22 protein-coding genes and 1 tRNA gene are annotated in these 22,222 nt (G+C 45.1%); 15 read left to right on the plus strand and 8 right to left on the minus strand.

Annotated features, from left to right (window positions below; translation table 11 throughout):
* Nucleotides 1-1,346, plus strand: a 1,346-nt coding sequence (locus D6D85_RS08670) for a class I tRNA ligase family protein (protein ID WP_153184010.1), incomplete at its 5' end; no start/stop codon positions are given.
* Nucleotides 1,347-1,398: 52 nt separating this feature from the next.
* On the opposite strand, the gene D6D85_RS08675 is transcribed toward D6D85_RS08670, so the two are convergent.
* The 3 genes from D6D85_RS08675 to D6D85_RS08685 form a co-directional block, all read right to left on the minus strand.
* Nucleotides 1,399-2,571 (minus strand): pyridoxal-phosphate-dependent aminotransferase family protein, encoded by a 1,173-nt coding sequence (locus D6D85_RS08675; RefSeq protein WP_125671663.1) that lies wholly within the window; start codon nucleotides 2,569-2,571, stop codon nucleotides 1,399-1,401.
* Nucleotides 2,572-2,689: 118 nt separating this feature from the next.
* Nucleotides 2,690-3,574: a dihydrodipicolinate synthase family protein gene (locus D6D85_RS08680; protein ID WP_125671664.1), complete on the minus strand. Its 885-nt coding sequence runs from the start codon at nucleotides 3,572-3,574 to the stop codon at nucleotides 2,690-2,692.
* A gap of 120 nt (nucleotides 3,575-3,694) precedes the next feature.
* Nucleotides 3,695-5,227, minus strand: coding sequence for an AMP phosphorylase (locus tag D6D85_RS08685; protein ID WP_125671665.1), 1,533 nt, complete (start codon nucleotides 5,225-5,227; stop codon nucleotides 3,695-3,697).
* A 111-nt stretch (nucleotides 5,228-5,338) separates the two neighbouring features.
* Here D6D85_RS08685 and D6D85_RS08690 point away from each other — a divergent pair, with 111 nt between their 5' ends.
* From D6D85_RS08690 to D6D85_RS08705, 4 genes are all read left to right on the plus strand, one after another.
* Nucleotides 5,339-6,349 (plus strand): hypothetical protein, encoded by a 1,011-nt coding sequence (locus D6D85_RS08690; protein ID WP_125671666.1) that lies wholly within the window; start codon nucleotides 5,339-5,341, stop codon nucleotides 6,347-6,349.
* 53 nt (nucleotides 6,350-6,402) lie between these two features.
* Nucleotides 6,403-6,735 carry a NifB/NifX family molybdenum-iron cluster-binding protein gene (locus D6D85_RS08695; protein WP_161969786.1) on the plus strand — a complete coding sequence of 111 codons (333 nt, stop codon included), beginning with the start codon at nucleotides 6,403-6,405 and terminating at the stop codon, nucleotides 6,733-6,735.
* Between the two features lie 255 nt (nucleotides 6,736-6,990).
* The gene (locus tag D6D85_RS08700) at nucleotides 6,991-7,755 is read left to right on the plus strand and encodes a tRNA(His) guanylyltransferase Thg1 family protein (RefSeq protein WP_161969787.1); all 765 of its coding nucleotides are present in this window, start codon (nucleotides 6,991-6,993) and stop codon (nucleotides 7,753-7,755) included.
* A gap of 23 nt (nucleotides 7,756-7,778) precedes the next feature.
* Nucleotides 7,779-7,851, plus strand: a tRNA-Thr gene (locus tag D6D85_RS08705).
* 21 nt (nucleotides 7,852-7,872) lie between these two features.
* Here D6D85_RS08705 and D6D85_RS08710 read toward each other — a convergent pair.
* The 5 genes from D6D85_RS08710 to tmk are packed head-to-tail and all read right to left on the minus strand — an operon-like array spanning nucleotide 7,873 to nucleotide 12,352.
* On the minus strand, nucleotides 7,873-9,045 hold the full coding sequence (locus D6D85_RS08710; RefSeq protein ID WP_125671669.1) for a pyridoxal phosphate-dependent aminotransferase: 1,173 nt from the start codon (nucleotides 9,043-9,045) through the stop codon (nucleotides 7,873-7,875).
* Nucleotides 9,046-9,088: 43 nt separating this feature from the next.
* The gene (locus tag D6D85_RS08715; protein ID WP_125671670.1) at nucleotides 9,089-10,051 is read right to left on the minus strand and encodes a lysylphosphatidylglycerol synthase transmembrane domain-containing protein; all 963 of its coding nucleotides are present in this window, start codon (nucleotides 10,049-10,051) and stop codon (nucleotides 9,089-9,091) included.
* A complete protein-coding gene (locus D6D85_RS08720) occupies nucleotides 10,052-10,948 on the minus strand; it encodes a carbohydrate kinase family protein (protein WP_125671671.1) in 897 nt (298 codons plus the stop codon).
* On the minus strand, nucleotides 10,945-11,805 hold the full coding sequence (gene udp / locus D6D85_RS08725; protein WP_125671672.1) for a uridine phosphorylase: 861 nt from the start codon (nucleotides 11,803-11,805) through the stop codon (nucleotides 10,945-10,947). Before udp ends, D6D85_RS08720 begins: the two co-directional genes overlap by 4 nt.
* Nucleotides 11,765-12,352 carry a dTMP kinase gene (tmk, locus tag D6D85_RS08730; protein WP_161969788.1) on the minus strand — a complete coding sequence of 196 codons (588 nt, stop codon included), beginning with the start codon at nucleotides 12,350-12,352 and terminating at the stop codon, nucleotides 11,765-11,767. The genes udp and tmk overlap by 41 nt, the downstream gene beginning before the upstream one ends.
* A 48-nt stretch (nucleotides 12,353-12,400) precedes the next feature.
* On the opposite strand from tmk, the gene D6D85_RS08735 reads away from it, so the two are divergent.
* The 10 genes from D6D85_RS08735 (at nucleotide 12,401) to D6D85_RS08775 (ending at nucleotide 22,037) form a co-directional block, all read left to right on the plus strand.
* Nucleotides 12,401-13,300, plus strand: a complete 900-nt coding sequence (locus tag D6D85_RS08735) for a ribose-phosphate diphosphokinase (protein ID WP_125671674.1) — start codon at nucleotides 12,401-12,403, stop codon at nucleotides 13,298-13,300.
* Between the two features lie 211 nt (nucleotides 13,301-13,511).
* Nucleotides 13,512-16,346 carry an isoleucine--tRNA ligase gene (gene ileS / locus D6D85_RS08740; protein WP_125671675.1) on the plus strand — a complete coding sequence of 945 codons (2,835 nt, stop codon included), beginning with the start codon at nucleotides 13,512-13,514 and terminating at the stop codon, nucleotides 16,344-16,346.
* Nucleotides 16,325-17,593, plus strand: a complete 1,269-nt coding sequence (gene aspS / locus D6D85_RS08745) for an aspartate--tRNA(Asn) ligase (protein ID WP_237558804.1) — start codon at nucleotides 16,325-16,327, stop codon at nucleotides 17,591-17,593. The genes ileS and aspS overlap by 22 nt, the downstream gene beginning before the upstream one ends.
* Nucleotides 17,594-17,824: 231 nt before the next feature.
* Nucleotides 17,825-18,148 carry a PBECR2 nuclease fold domain-containing protein gene (locus D6D85_RS08750; protein WP_125671676.1) on the plus strand — a complete coding sequence of 108 codons (324 nt, stop codon included), beginning with the start codon at nucleotides 17,825-17,827 and terminating at the stop codon, nucleotides 18,146-18,148.
* Complete coding sequence (locus D6D85_RS08755) at nucleotides 18,121-18,378, plus strand: DUF2283 domain-containing protein (RefSeq protein ID WP_125671677.1); 258 nt, start codon at nucleotides 18,121-18,123, stop codon at nucleotides 18,376-18,378. The genes D6D85_RS08750 and D6D85_RS08755 overlap by 28 nt, the downstream gene beginning before the upstream one ends.
* 542 nt (nucleotides 18,379-18,920) lie before the next feature.
* Nucleotides 18,921-19,766, plus strand: a complete 846-nt coding sequence (locus D6D85_RS08760) for a hypothetical protein (protein WP_125671678.1) — start codon at nucleotides 18,921-18,923, stop codon at nucleotides 19,764-19,766.
* Between the two features lie 16 nt (nucleotides 19,767-19,782).
* Entirely contained in the window at nucleotides 19,783-20,853 is a 1,071-nt protein-coding gene (locus D6D85_RS08765; protein ID WP_125671679.1) for a hypothetical protein, read from the plus strand.
* A 4-nt stretch (nucleotides 20,854-20,857) separates the two neighbouring features.
* The gene (locus D6D85_RS08770) at nucleotides 20,858-21,361 is read left to right on the plus strand and encodes a hypothetical protein (protein ID WP_125671680.1); all 504 of its coding nucleotides are present in this window, start codon (nucleotides 20,858-20,860) and stop codon (nucleotides 21,359-21,361) included.
* 1 nt (nucleotide 21,362) lies between these two features.
* Nucleotides 21,363-21,509, plus strand: coding sequence for a hypothetical protein (locus D6D85_RS16325; RefSeq protein ID WP_161969789.1), 147 nt, complete (start codon nucleotides 21,363-21,365; stop codon nucleotides 21,507-21,509).
* Nucleotides 21,510-22,037, plus strand: a complete 528-nt coding sequence (locus tag D6D85_RS08775; RefSeq protein ID WP_125671681.1) for a hypothetical protein — start codon at nucleotides 21,510-21,512, stop codon at nucleotides 22,035-22,037. It begins immediately after the preceding gene.
* The last annotated feature ends 185 nt before the right edge of the window (nucleotides 22,038-22,222 follow it).

Below are 22,222 nucleotides of genomic sequence, written 5' to 3' on the forward strand. Positions count from 1 at the left end.
CATGTGCCAGGAAGAGGGGAATAGGGACAAGGCTTCCCTTTGATGAGGAGTGGATAATAGAATCCCTCAGCGATTCCACGATATACATGGCTTTATACACTGTGATGCACAGGATAAGAGGCCTTGGGATAGAGGATATGGAGAACGATTTCTGGGACTACATATTCTTGGGAAATGGAGATCCGGAGAAAATAGCTGAAAAGCTTGGAATAAGGAAGGAGGACGTTGAGGGCATGAGAAGAGAGTTTCTTTACTGGTATCCAGTTGACATGAGGCACACAGCCATAGCTCATATAAGCAATCATCTCACTTTCTTCATATTCCACCATGTAGCCATATTTCCCGAGGGACTGTGGCCGAGAAAGATAACGCTGAACGATTTGGTGATAAGAGAGGGGGAGAAGATGGCGAAGAGCAAGGGAAATGTGATACCCCTTGCGAACATAGGCAGAAGCTACAGCGCTGACTGGTTCAGGCTTTATGTTGTCTCAGCAGCCGACCTCAAGACTGTTCTGGACTGGAGAGAGGAGGAGATGAGAACAGTTGGAGGAAGGCTGGAGAAGTTCTTCAGAATGGCTGAGGAGATAATGAGAATGGAGGGAGGAAAAGGAAAGGAGATAATGACAAAATGGTTCATAACAAGGGTGAACAAAGCGATAAAAGAGGTCGATAAATGCTACTCATCCCACATGTATAGAGAGGCTGTTGTAAGAGGGTTCTTCGATATGATGAGGGACTTCGAGACCTACATGAGATATGGAGGCGCTGACTCAGCTGTGCTCAGGGATATGCTGAACAAGTGGATAAGGATAATATCACCAGTGATACCGCACACAGCTGAGGAGCTCTGGCACATGATGGGAGAAAAGGGATATGTCTCGGCAGCTAGATGGCCTGAAGCAGAGGAAGTAGATGAGGATGCAGAGCTGGCATTTGAGATGGCTGAGTCAACAGTGGAGGATGTGAACAAGATAATCAGGACTTTAAAGGCGAAGCCGAGAAAGCTTTACATATATGTCGCTCCGGAGTGGAAATACAATCTTGCAAGCAAGTTATCCAAGCTAAAATCTCCAGTTAATCCAAAAGAGGCATTTGACATCGCAAAGGACTACATGAAAATGGGGGAAGAAGCCAGAAAGCTTGTGGAGGAGTTCATCAAGGGACAGGTCATCAAGTTCTCCAAGAGGGAATATGAGCTCAAGATTTTATCGGAGCTAAAGGACATGATAAAGGAGAGGACTGGAGTGGAGGAAGTGCATGTAGTAGAGGCTGAAAAAGCCGAATATGACCCGAAGAATAGGGCAAAGCTTGCAATTCCGGGAAGACCTGCCCTTTACATTGAATAACCGCAGCATTAACTTTAATAAAAATAATAAAGGATTTTATTGTTATACAGCTCTAGAACCCATGTTTGCAGAGAACTTCCTGAGCCCCTGCTACACCTTCTCCAAGCCTTATTTTGTGACCGAGTTTTGTCAAAGCCCTTTCTATGGCAGCTATTGTGGCAACTATGTCATTTGCATTGACAGTTCCCATATGACCAACTCTGAAATAGTTTATATCTTTAATTAGACCTTTCGCTATCAGAACCCCCATGCCTCTCACAAGATCGACAAGAGAACCTGATGGTATTCCATCTGGAAGCCTGACTGCAGTTATTGTATGTGCAGCGCTACTTTCATCTGCTAAAAGCTGTAGATTTAAAGCCTTCATTCCCTCTCTAAATGCCTCAGACAGTATTCTGTGCCTCAGATATCTTTTCTCCATACCTTCCTCTAGAATGATCTCCAAGCTCTTCCTCAGGGCAACTATCAGGTTCACTGCGGGCGTGCCGAAATATGCAGGCTTTCCCTCCTCGTAGGATCTCATTATGCTGATCCATCTGTTTAAGCTCATGTAATAGGGAGATATGCTTTTTCTGATGTCTTTTAATCTCTGGAGTGCTTTGGGAGAAAGCCATAAAAGGGACAGACCGGGAGGAACTCCCAATGCCTTCTGAGATCCAGTGAACAGGACATCTACACCATCCTTAACAATATCTATCTCCTCTCCACCAACACTGCAGACCCCATCCACAACAAGTATCGTCTCCTTATCCCTCAGCTCATTTCCAATTTCCGGCAGCGATTGCAGTACTGCTGTGCTGGTGTCCACATGAGTCAAGGTGACCAGATTGTAATCTTCCTTTGATACAGCTTCAACCACTCTTGACGCCTCAACGGAGCTTCCTATTTTATCAGGTCTAAGCAGGTCAACATGCACCTCATAGTTGGAGAGAAGCTCGACAAATCTGTCTCCGAAGTATCCATTCGAGACTACTAAAGCTCTCCCTCCTCTCTCGAGAAAGTTTGTAACGGAAACCTCCATGGCAAGCGTTCCCGATCCTGCTATTACAACAGGCTGGTATTCATTCTTGGCATTAACAATTCTTCTGAGCATGGATAAGGCTTCAGCAAATGACCTCACAAATTCTGTTGATATATGATCAAGACCTTCAACAGCCAGTTCCCTGAGAACCCTCGGATCAAAATTTATTGGGCCAGGAACCATGACCAGTTTTCTCTCGCTCAACAGGATCACCTAGTACTGCTTTTTTGACAAAGATTTAAAGTTTTCCAAAGGAGATGAGTCCTGATCTCGCTTGATGATAAGCAAAAAGGAGGTAATTTTGCTAGGCTAGCTGGAAAAGCTAGATTAAGTTTGCGAGCTCAAGAGCTTTTTTAACATCATTCCTCTCCTCCTCTGAAAGAGGCTGAGATGGCATTCTTGCAAATCCACCGGGAAGTCCTCTTAGCCTTAGTGCCTCCTTAGTTGCGCTCAGCTGATTGTACCTCTTCACCACAACCTCATTGAGCATTGTCAAAACTCTTTGTATATCAGCAGCTCCTTTCAGATCCCCTGCCTTGAAGAGATCATAGAGCTTTACGGTCAACTCAGGAGCAAAAATCGAGACAGCCACTATCCCACCATCTCCTCCTAAGGCCAGAGTGGGGAGCAGGACATCTCCAGTTCCAGCAAGAACAGACCATCTTCTCCCCAGAATCCTTATGAGCTCAGATATCCTCCAAACTGCTCCACTGGACTCCTTTATCCCGGAGAAATTCCCATGCTCCTCAGCTATTTTGCCGATCAACTCAATTGGTATATCATATCCGACGAACTTTGGCACATTGTAGAGCAGAATTGGGAGAGAAGATGATCTGAGCACAGTCCTGTAATGCTCTAAGAGCTCTCTTGTACTGGGCTTAAAGTAATAGGGAGGGGTCAGCAGTATCCCATCAACTTCCAGTTTTTCTGCCTGTTCGATCTGTCTTATAACTCTCTTAGTTGAGGGGCTGCTCACACCGGCTATCACTGGGATCTCTCCTCCTACTTTATCCACCACCGACTTTATGACGATTTTTCTCTCTTCCTCATCGAGAAGAGGCCCTTCTCCATTGCTCGCACAAGTAGCAAGACCGTGAACCCTAGAATTGAGCCAAAAATCAAGCAGTTTATCAAGAGAGGAAAGATCTACCCCTCCTTCCTCATCAAACGGTGTCACATGAGGTGGTATTATTCCTTGGAACCTCATAAGGGCAGCCTAGAAAGTCGGCTTATAAAAATGCCTGCTATAAATATAATCATATAAATTATCTATTATTATATGGATTTTGCTAAAGCAAATTAGATCTTATGCCCATGGAAAATCAGCCTATATCTGGACAGGGCCTCTTCCATGGATTTCCAGGATCATCCCCTCGACCTTGACTGGATCAAGCGATTGCGCCAACTTTATCGCCTCAGAAAGCCTGGCTGAACTGCTTGAGAAGATCTCCATTATTGGATCTCCGACCTCAACTCTATCTCCTCTTTTTGCATAGAGTTTCACTCCTGCTTTTTTATCCATGGGAGCTCCTGCTGCTCTTGCTATCATGGATATGGCTTTGTTTGAAACTCTGGTCACATATCCTGCTGATCTTGAGCTGATTATCTCATTATGCTCTCCCAGCTCCACATCCTCAGGCCTTATGTTCGGATCTCCTCCCTGAGCCTCGACTATCTCCCTGAACTTCTCATATGCCTTTCCTGATTCTAGTATTGAGAGAGCCATTTGGTACCCCTTTCCCTTGGCTGAAACACCTCCTATCTCTAGGAGCATCCCGGCTATGCTTAAGGACTTCTCAACTATGCTTCCACTTCCCTTCCCCTTGCTGGAGAGTATCTCAAGTGCCTCTCTTGCCTCCAATGCAGGGCCTATGCACCTTCCAACAGGCTGCCCTCCATATGATATGGCTGCCTCTGCTGTTATCCCAAGTCTTTCCGCGAGCTCAACCATGTTTTTGGCTATCCTCCTTGCATCCCTCATGTCCTCCACTTTTGCCTCCTCCCCAACTGGTATGTCCACAATGAGCTTCTTTATACCAGCTGCATATTTTTTGGAGAGAATTGATGCATATACCAACGGTTCAGGATCAATTCTGAGGGGATATTCAACTCTCTCTATCAGCATCGAATCAACTGGCGATATGTTGGCTGCATGAGCCCATGTTATGACCCCTCCTACTCTTCTTGTTATCTCAACTATCTCCTCAGCTTTTAGATCAACAGGAGCAAGAACCTCCATTGTATCAACTGTTCCAGATGGACTCATTATCGCTCTTGTGCTAGTTTTTGGCATTAAAAGTCCGGCAGATGCGACTATCGGCACTATTATCAGGGCATCCTTGCTGTTCCCGGGAACTCCTCCCATGCTGTGCTTGTCCACAACATTTCCACCTCCGAAGTCAAGCATTGTTCCTATCTCAGCCATGGCCTTTGTGAGATATTCTATCTCCTCCAGATCCATCCCCCTGAACTCAAGAGAGAGGATGAAAGCCGTCAGCTCAACATTGCTGAGGGATCCGGAGTGTATATCCGAGACTATCTCCTCTATCTCCCTTTTGCTCAGCTTTGCTCCCGCCATCTTCCTCCTTATCAGCTCAACAGATAGCTGAGAATCCGATCTAGTGATATCCACAAAATCCCCATCCTTTACCTCAAGCCTCTCGGCAAGATCAAGGAATATCACGATAGAGCCTTTCTCAGCGAAGTTGGATATGCTTACAGGCGCCGTTAAAGAGGATCCCCTGTAGTTTATCTTAACCCTGTCCCCTGCAATGAGCCCTAGCTTGTCAGCATCCTCTCTGTTTATGACAGCTCTTGGCTCGTCCAGCTTTATCCCCATTATCCTTGTTCTCAGCTCCACCTAACACTATGCAGGATAGACTTATAACCGTGTGGGAGTTGTTAATATTTTGAAATATTTATTACTTTTTATAAAATAAAGGTTATCTACTCTGCCCTCGGCTTTCTCTTGATGTGGAGAGAGGTTGACAAAATCGCGTCGAAAGCCCTGTCATCCCTTGACCTCGTGTCATCAAGAGCTGTAATATTGTACGGCAACCTGCCGGATGAGATAGCAGCAGCTGTCATGATATATGAGATTCTCAAGGCAAGAGGGGTTGAGGTATTTGCAATTCCCTCCCTCCCTGAGGAGTTCTTGGAGAACGTGGAGAGATCCGGAAGTTCTGATCTAATAGCTGTTGGTGTTTTGCCAACTGGTCCAGGACCACTGGATGTGGCTGAAAAGCTTCATGAAAATGTCTTTCTTTTCAGCGATTCGATTTCACATGGACACGGCATAAGCCTGATAGATGGAGGGCTTGGCATACCCCTCTCCTGCTTGAGTTACAGAATGGCAATACAGCTTGGGGATGAGGACCTCTCAGATCTGTGCTGGATAGCTGCCATTGGCTCGATGGACAGCTATCTCTTCTTGGACATAGCAAGGGAGGCAGCCCTCAAATGGCCTTATATATTTGCCTCTAGCGATGGGGAGAACTTCAGAAGAGGAAATGATATCCTGGTAAAGGCATCCCTTCTACATCCTGTTGGTCCTTCTCTGGCATTTATCTCATTGGATGAAAATATGGATGATCCCGCTTCCTTTTTAGATGGATCCAGCATACTCTCATCCTTCCTCAAGAATGAGGGAATGGAGGGATCTTTGAGGGATTTAATAAGCTCATCAGGGACTTTGAGGTTATCCAAGGAGGGACTGCGCATATGGGAGGCCAGCGAGACAAGAAAGAGGAGGGCAATAGCCTACTTTGAGTCCAGAGCATCAGATGATCTAGTTCTCTCCTATGCAACAGAGGGACCTGTGGCATTTGTATCTGCAAGAAGGAGTTCTTCTAAAGATCTTTTAAGCGAGATGAAGGAGAAATTATCCGGAATCGAGCATTCAATCTGTGGCGGAATCGATCATGCTGAGATAACAATGAGATCCAGCCAGATCGATAGGTTTATTGAGAGGCTGGGAGAGTGAAATTTTTTAGGCTGAAGGTAAGGGGATATGGTGAGGAGGGGAGATGAAGGATCTTGCCGATAAGAGTTGCTGTTGCCACAGAGGATGGAAAACACGTTAAGGAAGGGGAGTTTAACAAGGCGAAGTATTTTGCCATATACGATGTCTCAGGGAAAAGCCCAACTAAGGTTGAACTCAGGGTTAACACAAGAATTAGCTCAGAGGATCCTTCCTCAGCTCTCGAAATACTTAGAGATTGTGAAGTTGTGATATCGAAGGAGTTCAGCAGGGATGTGAAGGAGGCCATGGAATCAATGGGCCTTATAGCCCATGAGACAAGGAACACTGATGTAGTTGGGGCTATAATAGAGTTTGCTGAGAAGGTGGCTAGGTTGAAGGAGGGGTAACCTACTCCACGACTGAAGTCGGGAGCTTTGTAGGTTCATCCCGCAGTCCCCTACGGGCTGGGTTACTCAGCCCTGCTGGGAGGGACGTGGCCCTCCTAGCTATATTCTTGGGACAGATAGCTTCAGGGCAACCTGCCCCAGCTTTAGAAGGGAAAAATATTTAAAACTTGCTGCGATTCCTCTCCTCGACTAAAGGTCGGGAGTCTCCTCGCATTGATCTTGATGATTTTTATTTTCCCCAGCTCATGAATGAGTATGCTCATAGACTGGAAATCCAGAGAGATATTCTCAAGCCTGAGAGTTCCCGAGGACTCTATGGTGATCCTTAGGCTTGATGGATGGAGGTTTAGCGATCTAGCTTTATCTCTTGGGCTTGATAAGCCGTATGACAGGAGATTTGCTGAAACAATGGTTAGAGCTACCTCCAAACTCTTTGAGCTGGGCATGCCCATTAACCTTGCTTACACTTTTTCTGATGAAATATCACTGCTTCTCAACCCGCCTCTGCCCTGGAGGGGAAGGGTGGAGAAGATGAACTCTGTTATACCATCCCTTGTCTCCTCTTTCATTTCAAATGAGCTGAGAAGAAATGATATAGCATTCGACTCCAGAGTGGTTTTCATAACGGGTGCTTCCGATGCAATAGACTACCTTTCCTGGAGGCAGGAGGAGGCTTGGAGAAACCACATAAATTCCTACGCGCTCTATGCCCTAGAAAAGGAGGGAATAACAGGAAAAAAGGCTGATGAGATGCTCAGAGGGATGAAATCTCATGAAAAACATGAGCTTGTATTCAAGAAGCTTGGGATAAATCTTGCAGAAACTCCAGCATGGCAGAGAAGAGGCATTCTGATAAGATGGGAGGAGTTCGAGAAAAAAGGATTCGACCCGATAGAGGGAAAGGAAGTGATTGTAAAGAGGAGAAAAATAGTCCAAGACTGGGAACCTCCTATCTTCTCCTCAGAAGAGGGGAGAAGGTACTTGATAAAAGCTCTTGGAATCAATGAGAAAAAGTTTTAAAAGGACATCATATATGTGATGATGCCCCGGTAGCTCAGCGGTCAGAGCGGCCGCCTTGTAAGCGGCAGGTCGCGGGTTCAAATCCCGCCCGGGGCTTTTAAAGAAAAGGAGGAGGGATCAGGAGAATTTCTCCTTCACGAAATCCCTTATCCTTTTCATCCCCTTCTTTATATTCTCCCTTGAAGTGGCAAAGGAGATCCTTAAGTAGCCCTCCCCCTCAGCCCCGAAGGATGTCCCAGGAAGAAGGGCTACACCTGCCTCATTTAAAAGCATATCAGCGAGCTTTGATGATTTTACACCCAGTTTGCTCACGTTTGGAAATGCATAAAATGTTGCAGCTGGCTTTATCATGCTGAACCCGGGTATTGAGTTTACCTCCTCGTATATCAAATTCCTCCTAGCCTCATACTCCTTCACCATTTTCCACACATCGTCCCATGGACCTTTCAGCGCTGCAATTGCTGCATACTGAACAAAGCTTGCCGGGCATGATGCAGAGTTCAGCTGAACTTTTGCTACCTTGTCTGCCACTTTTTCAGGTGCAATAACCCATCCAAGCCTCCATCCTGTCATGGACCAAGACTTGCTGAAGCCTCCGAGGAGCACAGTATGCTCCTTATCCCCTATTGAAAGAGCGCTAACATGTTTTTTACCATCAAATATTATATGTTCGTATATTTCATCTGATATAACTACAATGTCCCTCTTCTTGGCTACCTCATATATTGCCTCTATATCTTCCCTCGAATAAACTCCTCCCGTGGGATTCCCAGGCGTGTTTATCACTATGGCCTTAGTTTTATCCGTCACAGCAGATGCTATTTCCTCTCCGCTTGGGGAGAATCCCCTCTCCTCCCTGAGCTTTACAGTTACAGGAACTCCGCCAACAAACTTGGTGACACCCTCGTATGCTGGATATGTGGGGCTGGGTATCACGACCTCATCTCCGGGATCCAAGAAAGCTATTAGGGAGGCGAATATCCCCATCTTCGCCCCAACTGTTATCACAACCTCCTTTGGCTTCACATCCACTCCTCTGCTCTCACTTATGTATTCGGCAACTGCCTCTCTAAGCTCATATATCCCGGCAGCTGGTGTATAACCAGTTTTTCCCTCATCAAGAGCCTTTTTTGCAGCTTCTATTATGTGTTTTGGTGTGGGAAAATCGGGCTGGCCTATCTCAAAGTGAACTATCTCTTTTCCCTGTCTCTCAAGCTCTCTGGCCTTGTCCAGAACTATAAATGCACTTTCCACCTCCAGCTTCTCCATCGATTTCGAGAGGCTGGGCATGAGATCACCTCTCCATCCAGAAAGGTTAAATTAAAAATTTTTTCTATTTGCCAAGTCTTTTTAAAGCAATAATGTAGCATATAAAGCCAAAGAGAAGTTCGTTCAGGAAAACTGTGATAGTTGATGAGATTATCGTGACAAATATAGCAGCATTTTTCTCCACCCCCATCGCCATTAGAAGGCTTGCCATTGCCCACTCCCTTACTCCAGTGTTTCCAGGTATACCCAAGGGGATCAGGACCATTAATATGGAGAAGGAGTATATGAAGGCCCCTGAGAAGAGATCTATCTCTATGCCGAGGGATCGAAGGTATATGAAGATTGGAGCCATGTCAAGGAGCCAGTTGGCGAAGGAGCAAGCAGTTGACTCAGCAAGCCTTCTTTTCTCGTTCATAAGGTTTTTGAATGCCCCTGCATACTCCTTTATCTCCTTTCTCATTTTCTCCATGTTTCTCCTTGTCACTCTCTCGATAAGGGAGAGAATTCTCATGAGATACTCCTCTGTAACACTTATCTTCACTATTAGCAAAGTCCCAATCGATATCAGTGTAATAGCCATTAACGATGGAAGGAAGAGATTTCCAGCTAGCTTTGAGAGACTGGACACTCCGAGAGCTATGCATACTAAGAATGGAATTGTCATCACTATTCTGTGAGCTATTACTGTTGATAAAGCCTCTGAATTCCCCATTTTTCCTGTTTTTCCGGCAAGATACACCCTCAATGCCTCTCCCGATGTGGAGCCAGTTGGTATGAGGAGGTTCATGAAGAGAGCTGAGTAGCTTATCAGAAAAGAGTCAATAAGGGGTATTTTCCTTCCGGAGATGAGATACCATCCCAAGGAGTAGAAGAAGACCCCTATGTTTATCAGAACAATAGATATAACCACCGGAAGAAGACCTACTCTGTTTACATAACTGGGTATCTTGCTCAGATCCAAGGCTGGAAATAGAAGTAGGAAGAGGATTATTCCCAGCAGTGTGAGGATCAAAGTCCCCTTATTCATTCAAATTCCTCCGTAAAATTTAGCAGCAACATCAAGAGCTTCTTCCCATGAGGGAAGACCGGATTGTGTCCCCTTTCTGGCTATTTTTATCGAGGCTGCTGCATTGGCCAATTTGAGGGATGAATTCACATCCATTCCCCTGAGCAATGCAATTGTATATGCAGCATCAAACACATCACCTGCTCCCGTTGTGTCCACGGCTTTTGCCTCGACAGCTTTTTGCTCATAAACCCTTCCCTCTACATATGCCCTTGCCCCTCTGCTCCCCATCTTGAGGACTACATCCACCTCTTCAGATATCTTTTTCACCTCATCCTCCCCTTTAAACACAAGCTCTGCCTCTTTTATGTTCATAAAAAGCCTTTTTACACCAGAAAGATAATCTATTATTCTTCTTCCCATTTTTCTCACTATCTTTATCCCCGGATCCCAAGATATCCCTCTGTACACCTTGAGAACACCCGATACAACATCCTCGTAAACGCTTGAAATATGAACCACATCGCTAGATCTGAGAAGAGGAAGAAACTCGGAGAAATCTAATGTACCAAGCCTTGAATTTGCCCCTCTCATCGTTATCATCCTTCTCTGCCTTCCTCTTTCCTGTATCACCACAACCGTCCCTGTCCTCTCCTCTTTTATCCTCTTTATCCACTCAGTTGAGACATTATGCATCTTCATTTCCTTCAGGAAAATCTCTCCAAATAGATCAGACCCAACACAGGCTATTAAAAAGCTTTCAGCTCCAAGATGACTTGATGCAGCAGCAAAATTCGATGCAGAACCACCAGGCCCGAATATTATGTCATCCGCGAGGATGTCCTCATCATAGCCAGGCATCTCCTCCAAGAAGAGAGTTATATCTATGTTGGCATTTCCTATTGCTGTTATCCTCATGTTCTCACCAGAGATGGGAAGAAATACCTCTTTCCTCTAGATTTCTTCATCTCATCCCACTCTTTTAGTATTTTTACAGCCTCATTTGCCACATCTATTGCCTCCTTCTCTCCCTTAACTCCAAACTCCCCAGTTACTCTTTGAGCATAGACTGCACATACAGCACCAGCTCTCAGCCCATAAACCCCAGCTACTGTGAATATGGAGGCAGCCTCCATCTCAAAGTTCACAACTCTGGCTTTCCTCAGATCGCTCACTATATCCTTCATCCAGCTCTGCCAATATCCCCCCATTCCAAGTCTTCCCTGTCCTGTGTAGAAGCTGTCTGTAGTTGCGGTTATCCCAACATGATATCTGTACCCAAGCTGTTCAGCTGCCTCTATGAGGGCAATGGTTACCTCATAGCTTGCGACAGCAGGATACTCTATCCTCACATACTGCCTGCTCGTCCCCTCCATTCTGACAGCTCCAGTGGATATTATGAGATCCCCTACCTCTATCCCCTCCTGTATTGCTCCAGAGCTCCCAACCCTTATGAACGTATCAGCTCCAGTTCTGGCAAGTTCCTCAACAGCTATGGCAGCAGCAGGCCCCCCTATCCCAGTTGAGACAGCCATGAGCTCAACACCTCTGTACCTGCCGGATATCACGTAATACTGCCTGTGTCTTGAGATCTCTCTGTACTCATCCCAGCTTTTCGCTATCTTCTCTATCCTCTCCGGATCACCTGGAAGAAGGACATATCTCTTCGTATCCTTGGGAGATACTCTCACATGATATTGAACTCCTCCCGGAAGCTCAGGCTCCTCAGCGCTCTTAAATTCCTGCCCACTTCCTGAATATGCTCCAGATCTCATCTGCAACCACCTCTATTGGCCTTCTTGAATCGACAACAAACATGTTAAACTCATCCTTGAGGGAGAGAAACCTCTCCCTTATCCTCTCAAGCTTATCTCTGTCCTCAAATATCTCCTTTCTCTCCCTGTTTTTTATCCTCTCAATTGCTGTGTCAGCATCTATGTCCAGAAGTATTGCCAGATCCGGCAGAGGAGCCCTTGAGTTTATCGATCTAACCCAGTTCTCTGGGAGAAATAAGCCCTGATATGCTATTGAGGAGAATAGATACCTGTCTGTGATAACAAAACGATCCTTTGTCATGCCGGATATTTCATGCACATGAAATAACCTATCAGCTGCAAACAAGAGAGCTAGGACATCGTGCTCAACCCTCAGCTTCCCTGAGAGAAAATCCCTTATTATCCTGCCTATTGGTCCATCTGTTGGCTCATAGGTCAGAAATGCTCTCATTCCCATCCTGCATATCCTCTCATAAAGAATTCTGGAGTGCGTTGTTGTCCCAGATCCATCTATCCCCTCAAGCGCTATAAGGCCACCTGACCTCATTGAGGCTAAGCTTTTTGAGTTGGTAATAAATGTATCTGAGGTGATCTCATGCATGTAGTTGGTCCTGCGGATGACTTTAACAGGTCTCTTTCCGAGATAATAGGGGCAAAAATCGCTGAAGTTGAGAGAAGAGTCTTTCCAGATGGGGAGATATGCCCGAGGATAGTGGAGACAAGCGGATTAAATGGATCGAATGTCATCCTGTCTATGAGGATGAAGAGCGGTGGGAATCCAAACACATACCTTTCTGAGGTGTTGTTCACGATAAGGAATTTAAGGGAAGAGCTGAAAGCCGGGAAAATAATAGCAGTAATCCCATATTTCCCATATGCAAGACAGGATGAAATATTCAGGCCTGGAGAGCCCTTGAGCTCGAGATATGTGGCTGAGATGCTGGAGGAAGCCGGAGCTGACGCTGTTATAAGCGTGACAGTGCACCTCCACAGGATAAAGTCGTTCTCAGACATATTCAGCAGGGCAAAAGCTGTCAATGTCTCCGGATTTTCCGGAATAGCAAGGGTTCTGAAAAACAGGGAGCTCAAAGACCCTGTTGTAATAGCACCTGATGGTGAAGGTATTGCCTGGGCAAAGGAGCTGGCTGATCTAATGGGAATAAAGGAGTATGGAGCTTTCAAGAAGGAGAGGGATCTCAACACAGGAGAGATAAGGACGCAGCTTGTCGAAATGGATCTAAGAGGAAGGGATGTTCTGATTGCGGATGATATCGTGTCAACAGGAGGGACAATGGTGAATGCCCTTGCTGGAGTGAGGAAAATGGGGGCCAGAAGGGCAATTGCCGCATTTGTCCATCCAGTGCTGGCTCCAGGAGCCATAGATAGGATATTGGCATTAGCTGATGAGGTTATATCCTCTGATACAATAGAATGGCCCGGATCAAAGGCCACAGCTGTTAGGGAGGTAGCAGATGCAGTGAAGGAGCTTCTCTAATTCTATTTTTTATGTTAAATATAATTTAAGTCAGAACTAGAATTTACTGCTAAAAATGATTTCGCTTGCCTTTTTTCTTTAGGCTCTCCATGAAGATTCCTTTAGCTAAAAAATTTAATTCATTAATTAAAAATAGTTATCCATCCGTCCTTATCGAATGCAAACTTTTTATTCCCATTTTGATGAACAGACCGAATCTGGAGGTGCTCCAATGAGACCTCTGAGCAAGGAGTTCAACCCCATGAAGTATGAGACTGAGGTATTGGAGTTCTGGAGAAAGAACCACACATACAGAAAGGTAAGGGAGATGCTAAAAGGTAGAGAGAAGTTCTACTTCTTGGACGGGCCCCCTTATCCAAGCAGCAAGGAGCCTCATCCAGGAACCTGCTGGAACAAGTTCATAAAGGACTCGGTGGTCAGATACTGGAGAAGCAGAGGTTATGATGTCAGGGATCAGCCTGGATGGGACACTCATGGCCTTCCAATAGAGGTCGCAACGGAAAAGGAGCTAGGATTCAGCACAAAAAAGGACATAGAGAGCTATGGGATAGACAAGTTCGTTGAGAAATGTAAAGAACTTGCGATGGAGAACTTGAGAGAGATGACAACAGCTTTTGAGACCCTCGGAGTATCCCTTGACTGGGATAATCCCTACATAACGTTCGAGAGAAGCTACATAAGCTCGGCATGGTGGGGATTAAAGAGGATATGGGAGAGTGGAAGGCTGAAAAAAGGACTTGTTGTTGTGCACTGGTGTCCAAGGTGTGAGACCGTTCTGGCTGATTATGAGGTCAGCGAGTACAAGGATCTTCAGGATCCCTCGATATATGTGAGGTTTCCGACGGATAAAGGGGATATAGTGATATGGACCACAACTCCATGGACTCTTCCTGCTAACGTCGCTGTCATGGTCCATCCGGATGAGGACTATGTGAGAGTTGAGGCAGGGGGAAATGTGCTCATAATGGCTGAGAAGAGGCTGGAGAAGGTGATGGACGAGATAGGAATAAAGGACTATAAAATCATAGAGAAGATGAAGGGAAGCCAGCTTGAAGGACTTAGATACAGGAATCCCCTCGAGAAGAGGGTCCCTGTCCAGCGAGAAGTGGATCACAAGGTGATATTGAGCAGGGAATATGTGACAATGGAGGAGGGAACTGGATGCGTCCACAGCGCCCCAGGACATGGAAAGGAGGACTTCGAGGCAGCCCATGTAAGATATGGTATGCCAGTTTTAAGCCCAGTCGATGAAAGAGGGATATTCACAGAGGAGGCAGGGGAGTACAAGGGGCTGAGCGTGAGGGAGGCAAACTCAAGGATAATAGAGGATCTCAGGGCTGATGGGTTCCTTCTTTACTCCGGAAGGATAGTACACAAGTATCCAGTTTGCTGGAGGTGCAAAACCCCCCTGATACTGAGGGCAACTGAGCAGTGGTATGTCAAGCTCTCAGATCTGAGGGATGAGCTGATAAGAGAGGTTGACAGAGTTAGATGGGTTCCTCAGTGGGGAGGGGAGAGAAGGTTCAAGAACTGGCTGATGAACTTGGAGGACTGGATAATATCCAGGCAGAGGTACTGGGGAACTCCTCTTCCTATATGGATATGCAATAAATGCGGGAAAACTGAGGTAATATCTGGGGAAAAGGAGCTTGTTGAAAAAGCTGGTGTGAAACCCAAAGATCTTCACAAGCCATGGGTTGATGAGATAAAGTGGAGGTGCAGCTGCGGAGGGGAGATGAGGAGGGTTCCTGATGTGGCAGATGTCTGGTACGACTCCGGGATATCCTTCTTCGCAAGCTTAAGTTACCCTGAGAAGGATGATTATGAAAGATTAAAGCCTGTTGACTTCGTTGTCGAGGGGCATGACCAGTTCAGGGGCTGGTTCTTCTCACTGCTGAGAGTTGGATACCTGATATTCGGCTCCGCTCCATACAAAACTGTGCTATCACATGGATTCATGCTGGATGAGAGGGGAAGGGAGATGCACAAAAGCCTTGGAAATTATGTCCCAGTTGATGAGATAAAGAACAGATTTGGGGCCGATGCATTCAGACTCTTCGTTTTATCAAAGGTGACATGGAGCGATCTTAGGTTCAACATGAGGGAGATGGAGAACACTCTAAAGAAGCTTCAGGTGATATGGAATGTCTTCGTCTTTATATCGGAGTACGCAGTGCTGGAAGGAGAGGGGGAGATGAGCCAGGAGGACAGGTGGATTCTCTCAAGGCTGAACAGCACGATAAAGGACATAAGGAATGCGATGGAGGAGTATAGAATACATGATGCGGTCAACTCCCTGCTCAACTTCCTTGTTGAGGATCTCAGCCATCTTTACCTGAGATATGCGAGGAAAAGGGTGAGAAGGAATCCGTCTGTATCCAGAATACTAAGGGAGATAGCCTCAAAGATCCTCCCAGTTCTCTCGATATTTGCCCCATTCACAGCTGAGAGGATATATCAGGAGTCCTTCAGGGAGGAGGGGATGCCAGAGAGCGTGAACATGCTCCCATGGCCAGAGCACGACGAGAAAGCAATAGACAAAAGGCTTGAGGATTTAATGAACTCTGCTAGGGCTGTGATAGCAGCTGCAAACTCAATAAGGGCTAGAAGGAAGATGAGGATAAGGCAGCCCCTTCCTGAACTAAGGGTTTCTGAGGAGCTCAGAGAGGTTGTAGCCACATTTCCAGATCTGATAATGGAGGAAGTGAATGTGAAGAGGATAAGCGTTGGAAGGGCTGAGTGGGATGAGGAGAATGTGCAGGGAGGAAAGGTCTACCTCAACACTGAGGTGGACACAGAGCTTGCAAGAGAGGGGATGAGAAGGGAGCTTATAAGGAGGATACAGCAGATGAGAAAGGAGATGGGGTTGAGAAGGGGGGTTGAGAAAGTTAAAGTGTACATAAAAGGGGTTGATAATCTGCTGGATGAGGAGGCAATGGAGGAGGTTGATGCAGTCTCCGTTGAGATTGGGGAGGGAAGAGGGTACAGAAAGGACTGGGAGATGTTTGGAAAGAAGGTGACAATATGGCTGGAGAGATCAGAGTAGCTGGCTGGGTGAGCGAGGTAAGGGATCTTGGGAAGCTGAGGTTCATAGTGCTTAGAGGGGAGAGAAAAGTGCAGATAACGATGAAGAGAGGAGAAGTCTCGGATGATCTCTTCTCTGCTACTGAAGATCTTCCTCAGGAGAGCGTGATAGAGGTAATAGGCTTTGAAACAGACAGAAAGATTGCAAGATCGGCTGATCTGGAGGTCATACCGAAGGAGATAAGGGTTATCAGCAGGGCTGAGAAGAAACTCCCCCTCGATCCAAACTGGAAGGTTCAAGCTCTTTTTCCAACAAGGATGAAATACAGGCCTCTTGATCTCAGAAGACCTGAGGTACAGGCTGTGTTTAAGATAGAGGCAAGCTTTATAAAAGGAGCTATGGACTGGCTTGATGAAAACGGATTTCTCATGGTCTTCACCCCATCTATAATAGGGGCTGCAAGCGAAAGCGGGGCTGAAGTTTTTGAGGTGAAATACTTCGATAAAAAAGCTTATTTGAGGCAGGATCCCCAGCTTCACAGGCAGCTCACAATTCTAGGGGGATTTACAAGGATATACGACATTGGACCAAACTGGAGGGCGGATCCAAGCCACACAACAAGGCATATGAGCGAGTTCAGATCAATTGCAGTTGAGATGGCATTCATATCTGATGAAGAGGATACGATGAGAGTTGAGGAGCAGGTGATAGTTGCTGGGATGAGGAGAGTGCAGGAGGAGAGGCAGAAGGAGCTTGAGCTGCTGGGAGTTCAGCTTGAGATACCGAGGACCCCATTTCCGGAGATAAGGTTTCCTCAAGTTTATGAGGTGCTTGAGGGCATGGGGAAGAGAATAGAGTATGGAGGAGATTATGATACAGAGTCCGAGGAGCTTCTGTGGAGGTATGCCAGGGAGAAGTATAACTCAGATTTCATATTCGTGAACAGATTCCCATTCGCTGTAAAGCCCTTTTACGTGATGAAAGCTGATGATACATGGGCTAGGAGCGTTGATCTCATATACAAAGGGGAGGAGGTGAGCTCAGGAGGTCAGAGAGAGCACAGATATGACGTTCTTATGAGACAGATAGAGGAGAAGAAGCTGGATAAGCAATCGCTGGAGTGGTTCACAAGCTTCTTCAGGTATGGGGCACCTCCTCACGGGGGCTTTGCCCTAGGTGTGGAGAGGTTTATCTACAGGATGCTTAACCTGCAGAACATAAGAGAGGCTGCTTTGTTCCCGAGGGATATTGAGAGAGTCCTCCCATAATCAGGCAAAATAGCTTTTTTAGATTTTACTTCATTTTCTTCTTCAGCTTAGCGATAAAAATCTAGAAGAGTCGAGATTTCTCTCGGACTTCAATTAGCATACGACAGTGAGCAATGTGGGGGAGTTTAAGGTTATGAATATCCTTGCGGATAAGCTCATATCTAAAAGAAGAGCACTTGCTGAATTTTTCGCCATGATTAGCATTTTATAATCTAGCGTCTTGGTCACGTGATGTCGGATATCTCCCGCATAGTTAGAACTCATGATGGGCTGGAGGTGATTCTTAGCAGGAGAACATGGAAGCACATCATGACCAGACATCCGGAGTTAAAGAGCAAGATTGAACTAGTTTTGGAGGCAATATCAAATCCCGATGAGGTTTACCTGGATAAAACTAATGCAAGACATGCTCTCAAAAGGGTGGATATTGTATCAGACTATCTAGTGGTCATATACAGGGTTGATAGAAAAGGATATATAATCACAGCCTACTTTATAAGCTCCAGAAGAAAGAGGAGGAGGTATAGATGGTTCAAAAAACTGATACATTACTGAAAATCGACGTCGAGGGTCTGCTCAGAACTATTGAGGAGAGATACAGGATAAACATCCCGAGAAAGGTCGTTATGATGGATTATGATGAGGAAACAGGAAGCCTTTTCATCAAGTTTATGCATGAGGATATTGCTGAGGGAGAGCCCACGGAGGACGGCTTGGTAATATTTCACTTCAGCAGAAACGGCGATATTGTAGCAGTTGAGATAACAGATATTTCACTTCTTTGAAAATAAGATTCACTAGGATGTGCGTGCATCAGTATTCCTATCTCCCAGCCGCTGGGCTTCTTTCCCGCTGATACTTTCTCCGTTATTCTCTTCATGTGCTTTAACAGGAGCTGCTTCATCATTCCACAGCTACAGTTTCAACTATTATGCTATCCTACAATATATTCCATAAAAAGCCATTCTATTTTCAAAATATAATAAATAGACTTTACTCCCATTGCCGCGAGAATAAAGAAAGCCGCTGATACAAACTGGAGCTTCACGTGCAGGCAAAGAGATGTTATAACAAAAGGAATAATGAAAAGAACTTTTGGGATCATAAGAAGTAGATTTCTGCAGTAGGATATTTGGATTGTGCTTGATAAGTCTCTAAATAAATGTTAAGCTTAACTCTGCTCCTCGCTAGAAAGCTCCTTTTTAAAGAAATTAGTTTTGATCCTTGATTAGTTGAACAGCTGAAAAATTCGACTCACTTTTGTAATAATTATAAAATAAAGAAACAGAGGATTAAATATCACTGGCTGCATTATACAGCAGAGAACATGAGAGCAGGTAGCGGTGCGGTATTGCTGGTGGGTTTTGCTCTAGTTGTTATGTTGCTCTCAGTAATAGAAGTTATAAACCAACCTTCAATAATAATGAAACAGGATCCATCCCAAGATTTTGTGGACATAGCAGGCTCAGTAAATGGGATGGCATTTTTGTGCAAAAGTCTCGCTAATAGTAATCCGCGCACGCGCACGGATGCTGAGGGCTATATTGATAAAGCATTTAATATTACACTAAATAAGAGTTTAGAAAATAAAGGATTAGTATTAGAGGATTATATTCAGGTTGATACTTGCCAGTTTATACTTCGGTTACGTACTATAGACAGTAGCTCCTACTTCGAGCTCTTAATACCCCCTTCATCAGGTGGAGGGAATAATCTAAATAATCTACCTAATCTAAATAATCTACCTAATCTAAATAATCTACCTATTGTCGTGTGCAACAAAGCGTCTGGAGGAGGAAGAAGCACATGCTTTATACGGAACCCATGTAGCAATACAGTAACAATAAAATTAGTAGCACCAAATGGAGAGAGAATTCACGTGATATTTCCGGGCCAAGGCCAAGGAGCTATAAATTCTAGAGGTACTGCGGAGTTTTATCTGGATCCAATGCAGACATCAGTATGCCAAGGTGTGTCTCTAGGAAAAAGGGTTTTAGCAATTGCCACTATATATACAAATGAAGGTTACCTCACCCTGACAGTAGAGAATGGTTGCTGTACTGGCCAGTGCAGTTTCCAAATACCTCTGTCCTGTGGCAATGATGTTACATGCTCCCTTAACTACGGTCAATTCCTTCAGACACTGAAGGGAATATCAGAGTGTAAACCGTGAAAAACGGGTAGCTGAAATGGTCACAGAACCCATAGAAGCAATAATTGCTATACTGCTGATAAGCATAGTACTTTACAGCGTCTTTGTGTATAACCAGAGGGGAACGGAGAATATAATGCTGATGAGGACTCTGAGCAAGAGCATTGCAGGAACAATAGCTGGGATGTATGCTAATTACATCAACAGTAGTATTGACTTTTATACCTTTAATAACACAGTCAACAGTTTCTTGGAATATACTGAAAGAAAAGAAAATGTAAGCATAGCTGCAAACATCACAGTGATATTAAAGAATGGAACCTTGAGAACAGCTAGACTGAGGCAGATGAGCAGGCCTGTTAAGAGGAGTATAATAGAGAACATAACGGTCTCCCTGGCAAATGAGAGCAGGAATTTGACTGTGTATGCACTTCCGAATAGAAGTTATGTATATTGTAATCTACCTCCTCTTATAGGATGTACATCTTGGAGATCTATCGGTATTTACGTTGTGGGCTATTACAGCGATGGAACTCCTGCTACATCCGGATCTGCAAGTGTTACGGACGTAAGCCCTCCATGTTTTTCTGTTTCTGGTCCTCAGGATATTCAGAATGGAATTGCCTTGTTGGAGCTTTCTCCTAAAACAGGATCCTGCTCTGGCACTGTAACTATAACTGTTAACTATAATATTAATGGAAAAAGTGGAAGTATAACCCTTCAACTACCGGTTCAACTCGGTTCAGGGAAAAATTTTCAGCTGGAATCCGAGCCGCAGTGCAACAATCAACCATGTTATTTCTACTTTCTTGGGGAGCAGATAAATCTCACACCTCAGGATTCTACCCTTAACTGGTTGGTTAATAATTCCGCTAGAGGCTATTACGAAGGATCAGGATGGCAAATAATTACGGGAAGTGGCTTATGTAGCGTAACCACAGAAAGCGGCCTACATAATCTTCCATGCTATATTTTCTTCACCCCAGGTCCGTACAACCTTTCGATGAATAGTTTTCCCGGATCGTATAATGGATGGGATACCAATCAGCCATTTTTCATCGAGCCCTATTTCACGATAATTACTGTTAGAGTTGGCTTCAACAGGTGATCCAATGGAGCATGTTTTTGCCTTCCTCGTCTGCATGTTCATCGTCGTTGTATTCGGCCTCTTCTCCATATTTGCTGTCAGGAGCATGTATGCATCTCAGAGCTCTTTTCTTCAGGAGGAGGCAGTTCTAGCATTCAGGCAGCTCCTTGAATCCCCATTGAATGAGACAAAAATTCCACCTACTATAGGAATTGCGATGTACAAGAGAGATGGGAGAACTATAGCGGTTCATCCCTACATGGTTAATATGACCGCTGTATGGCAGCTGAAGAAATCAGTTCTAAAAAATGAAGATTCCTATAGGGCAAATAAAATTGGGCTTGTCTCCAGGGAGGATGACTTCAGGATAATTTTGTACAATGGAACAACATATATCATTTTAGGAAAGAACATAACTAGAAGTAAAGTAGCCTCTGTAAGGGGATATGCGTTCTGCCCTCCCAAAAGTGATCCATTTTGCCCTTCCAATGGAAATATAACGGTTAAAGTAGTTGTCACGGGTGATTGATATGGAGCTTCTGTGGACCCTACTAATGATCTTCTGCTGTGTTGTCATGATAGAGCTAGCTTTTGTCCTATACTCCCTATCCAAAATGTTAAATGCGATTGCCGACTATTACAGGAGAAGAGCAGAGTCAGAGGGGAGGAAAGGATAAATGCCCCACAATGTTGTTGTGAACCTTGCTTACTTTGTGCTTGCCCTCATAATAGTTGCGACAGCATTCGCCTTCATGTACCCCTATGTCCAGAGTGCAGGTGCTAGGCAGAAGTTTGATGCAGTGCTTAAAGCTGCTATCGCAATATCCAATGCAATCGACAATGTTGTTCAGGCTGGAGTGAACTCATCTACAACTGTCAGCATAAACCTGCCTGATAACGCTGTGGTAAAGGTTGTGAACCCCTCAGGTGATTACAACGGCTCCGTCATCTTCACCGTTTATGGAGGCCCTCCATATCAGGGAAGGGTTATAGCATACAACGGCTCGTTGAGCTGGGTGTGCATAGTTCCGAAGGGAACCTATCTGGAGGTTCAAGTGAACACCTCAATAAAAGTGGACTCCACAATAGTGAGAAGAGGATGGAACATAACAGCAGAGGGAGGATTAAGCAGAGCAGGACAGCAGAACACAGTGAGAATAGACTATCTTAGGCCTCATGTCGTAGGCATAAGGTGGAATCCATGAGGGTGATCTCATGAAGGCAGTTACATGGGCATTGCTGATAGTAATTGGTATTCTTCTTGCCTCCTTCTTTCTGTTCATAAGGCCCTCCTTCATAGCCCCTATTTTAAGGGATCAGGCGAGGGATATAGCCCAGTATGTGGCTGGACAGATATCCTTCATGGCTAGAATGAGAGATCAAGGCGCAT

The organism is Candidatus Methanodesulfokora washburnensis, from assembly GCF_003947435.1.
In the GTDB taxonomy this organism is placed as follows: domain Archaea; phylum Korarchaeota; class Korarchaeia; order Korarchaeales; family Korarchaeaceae; genus Methanodesulfokora; species Methanodesulfokora washburnensis.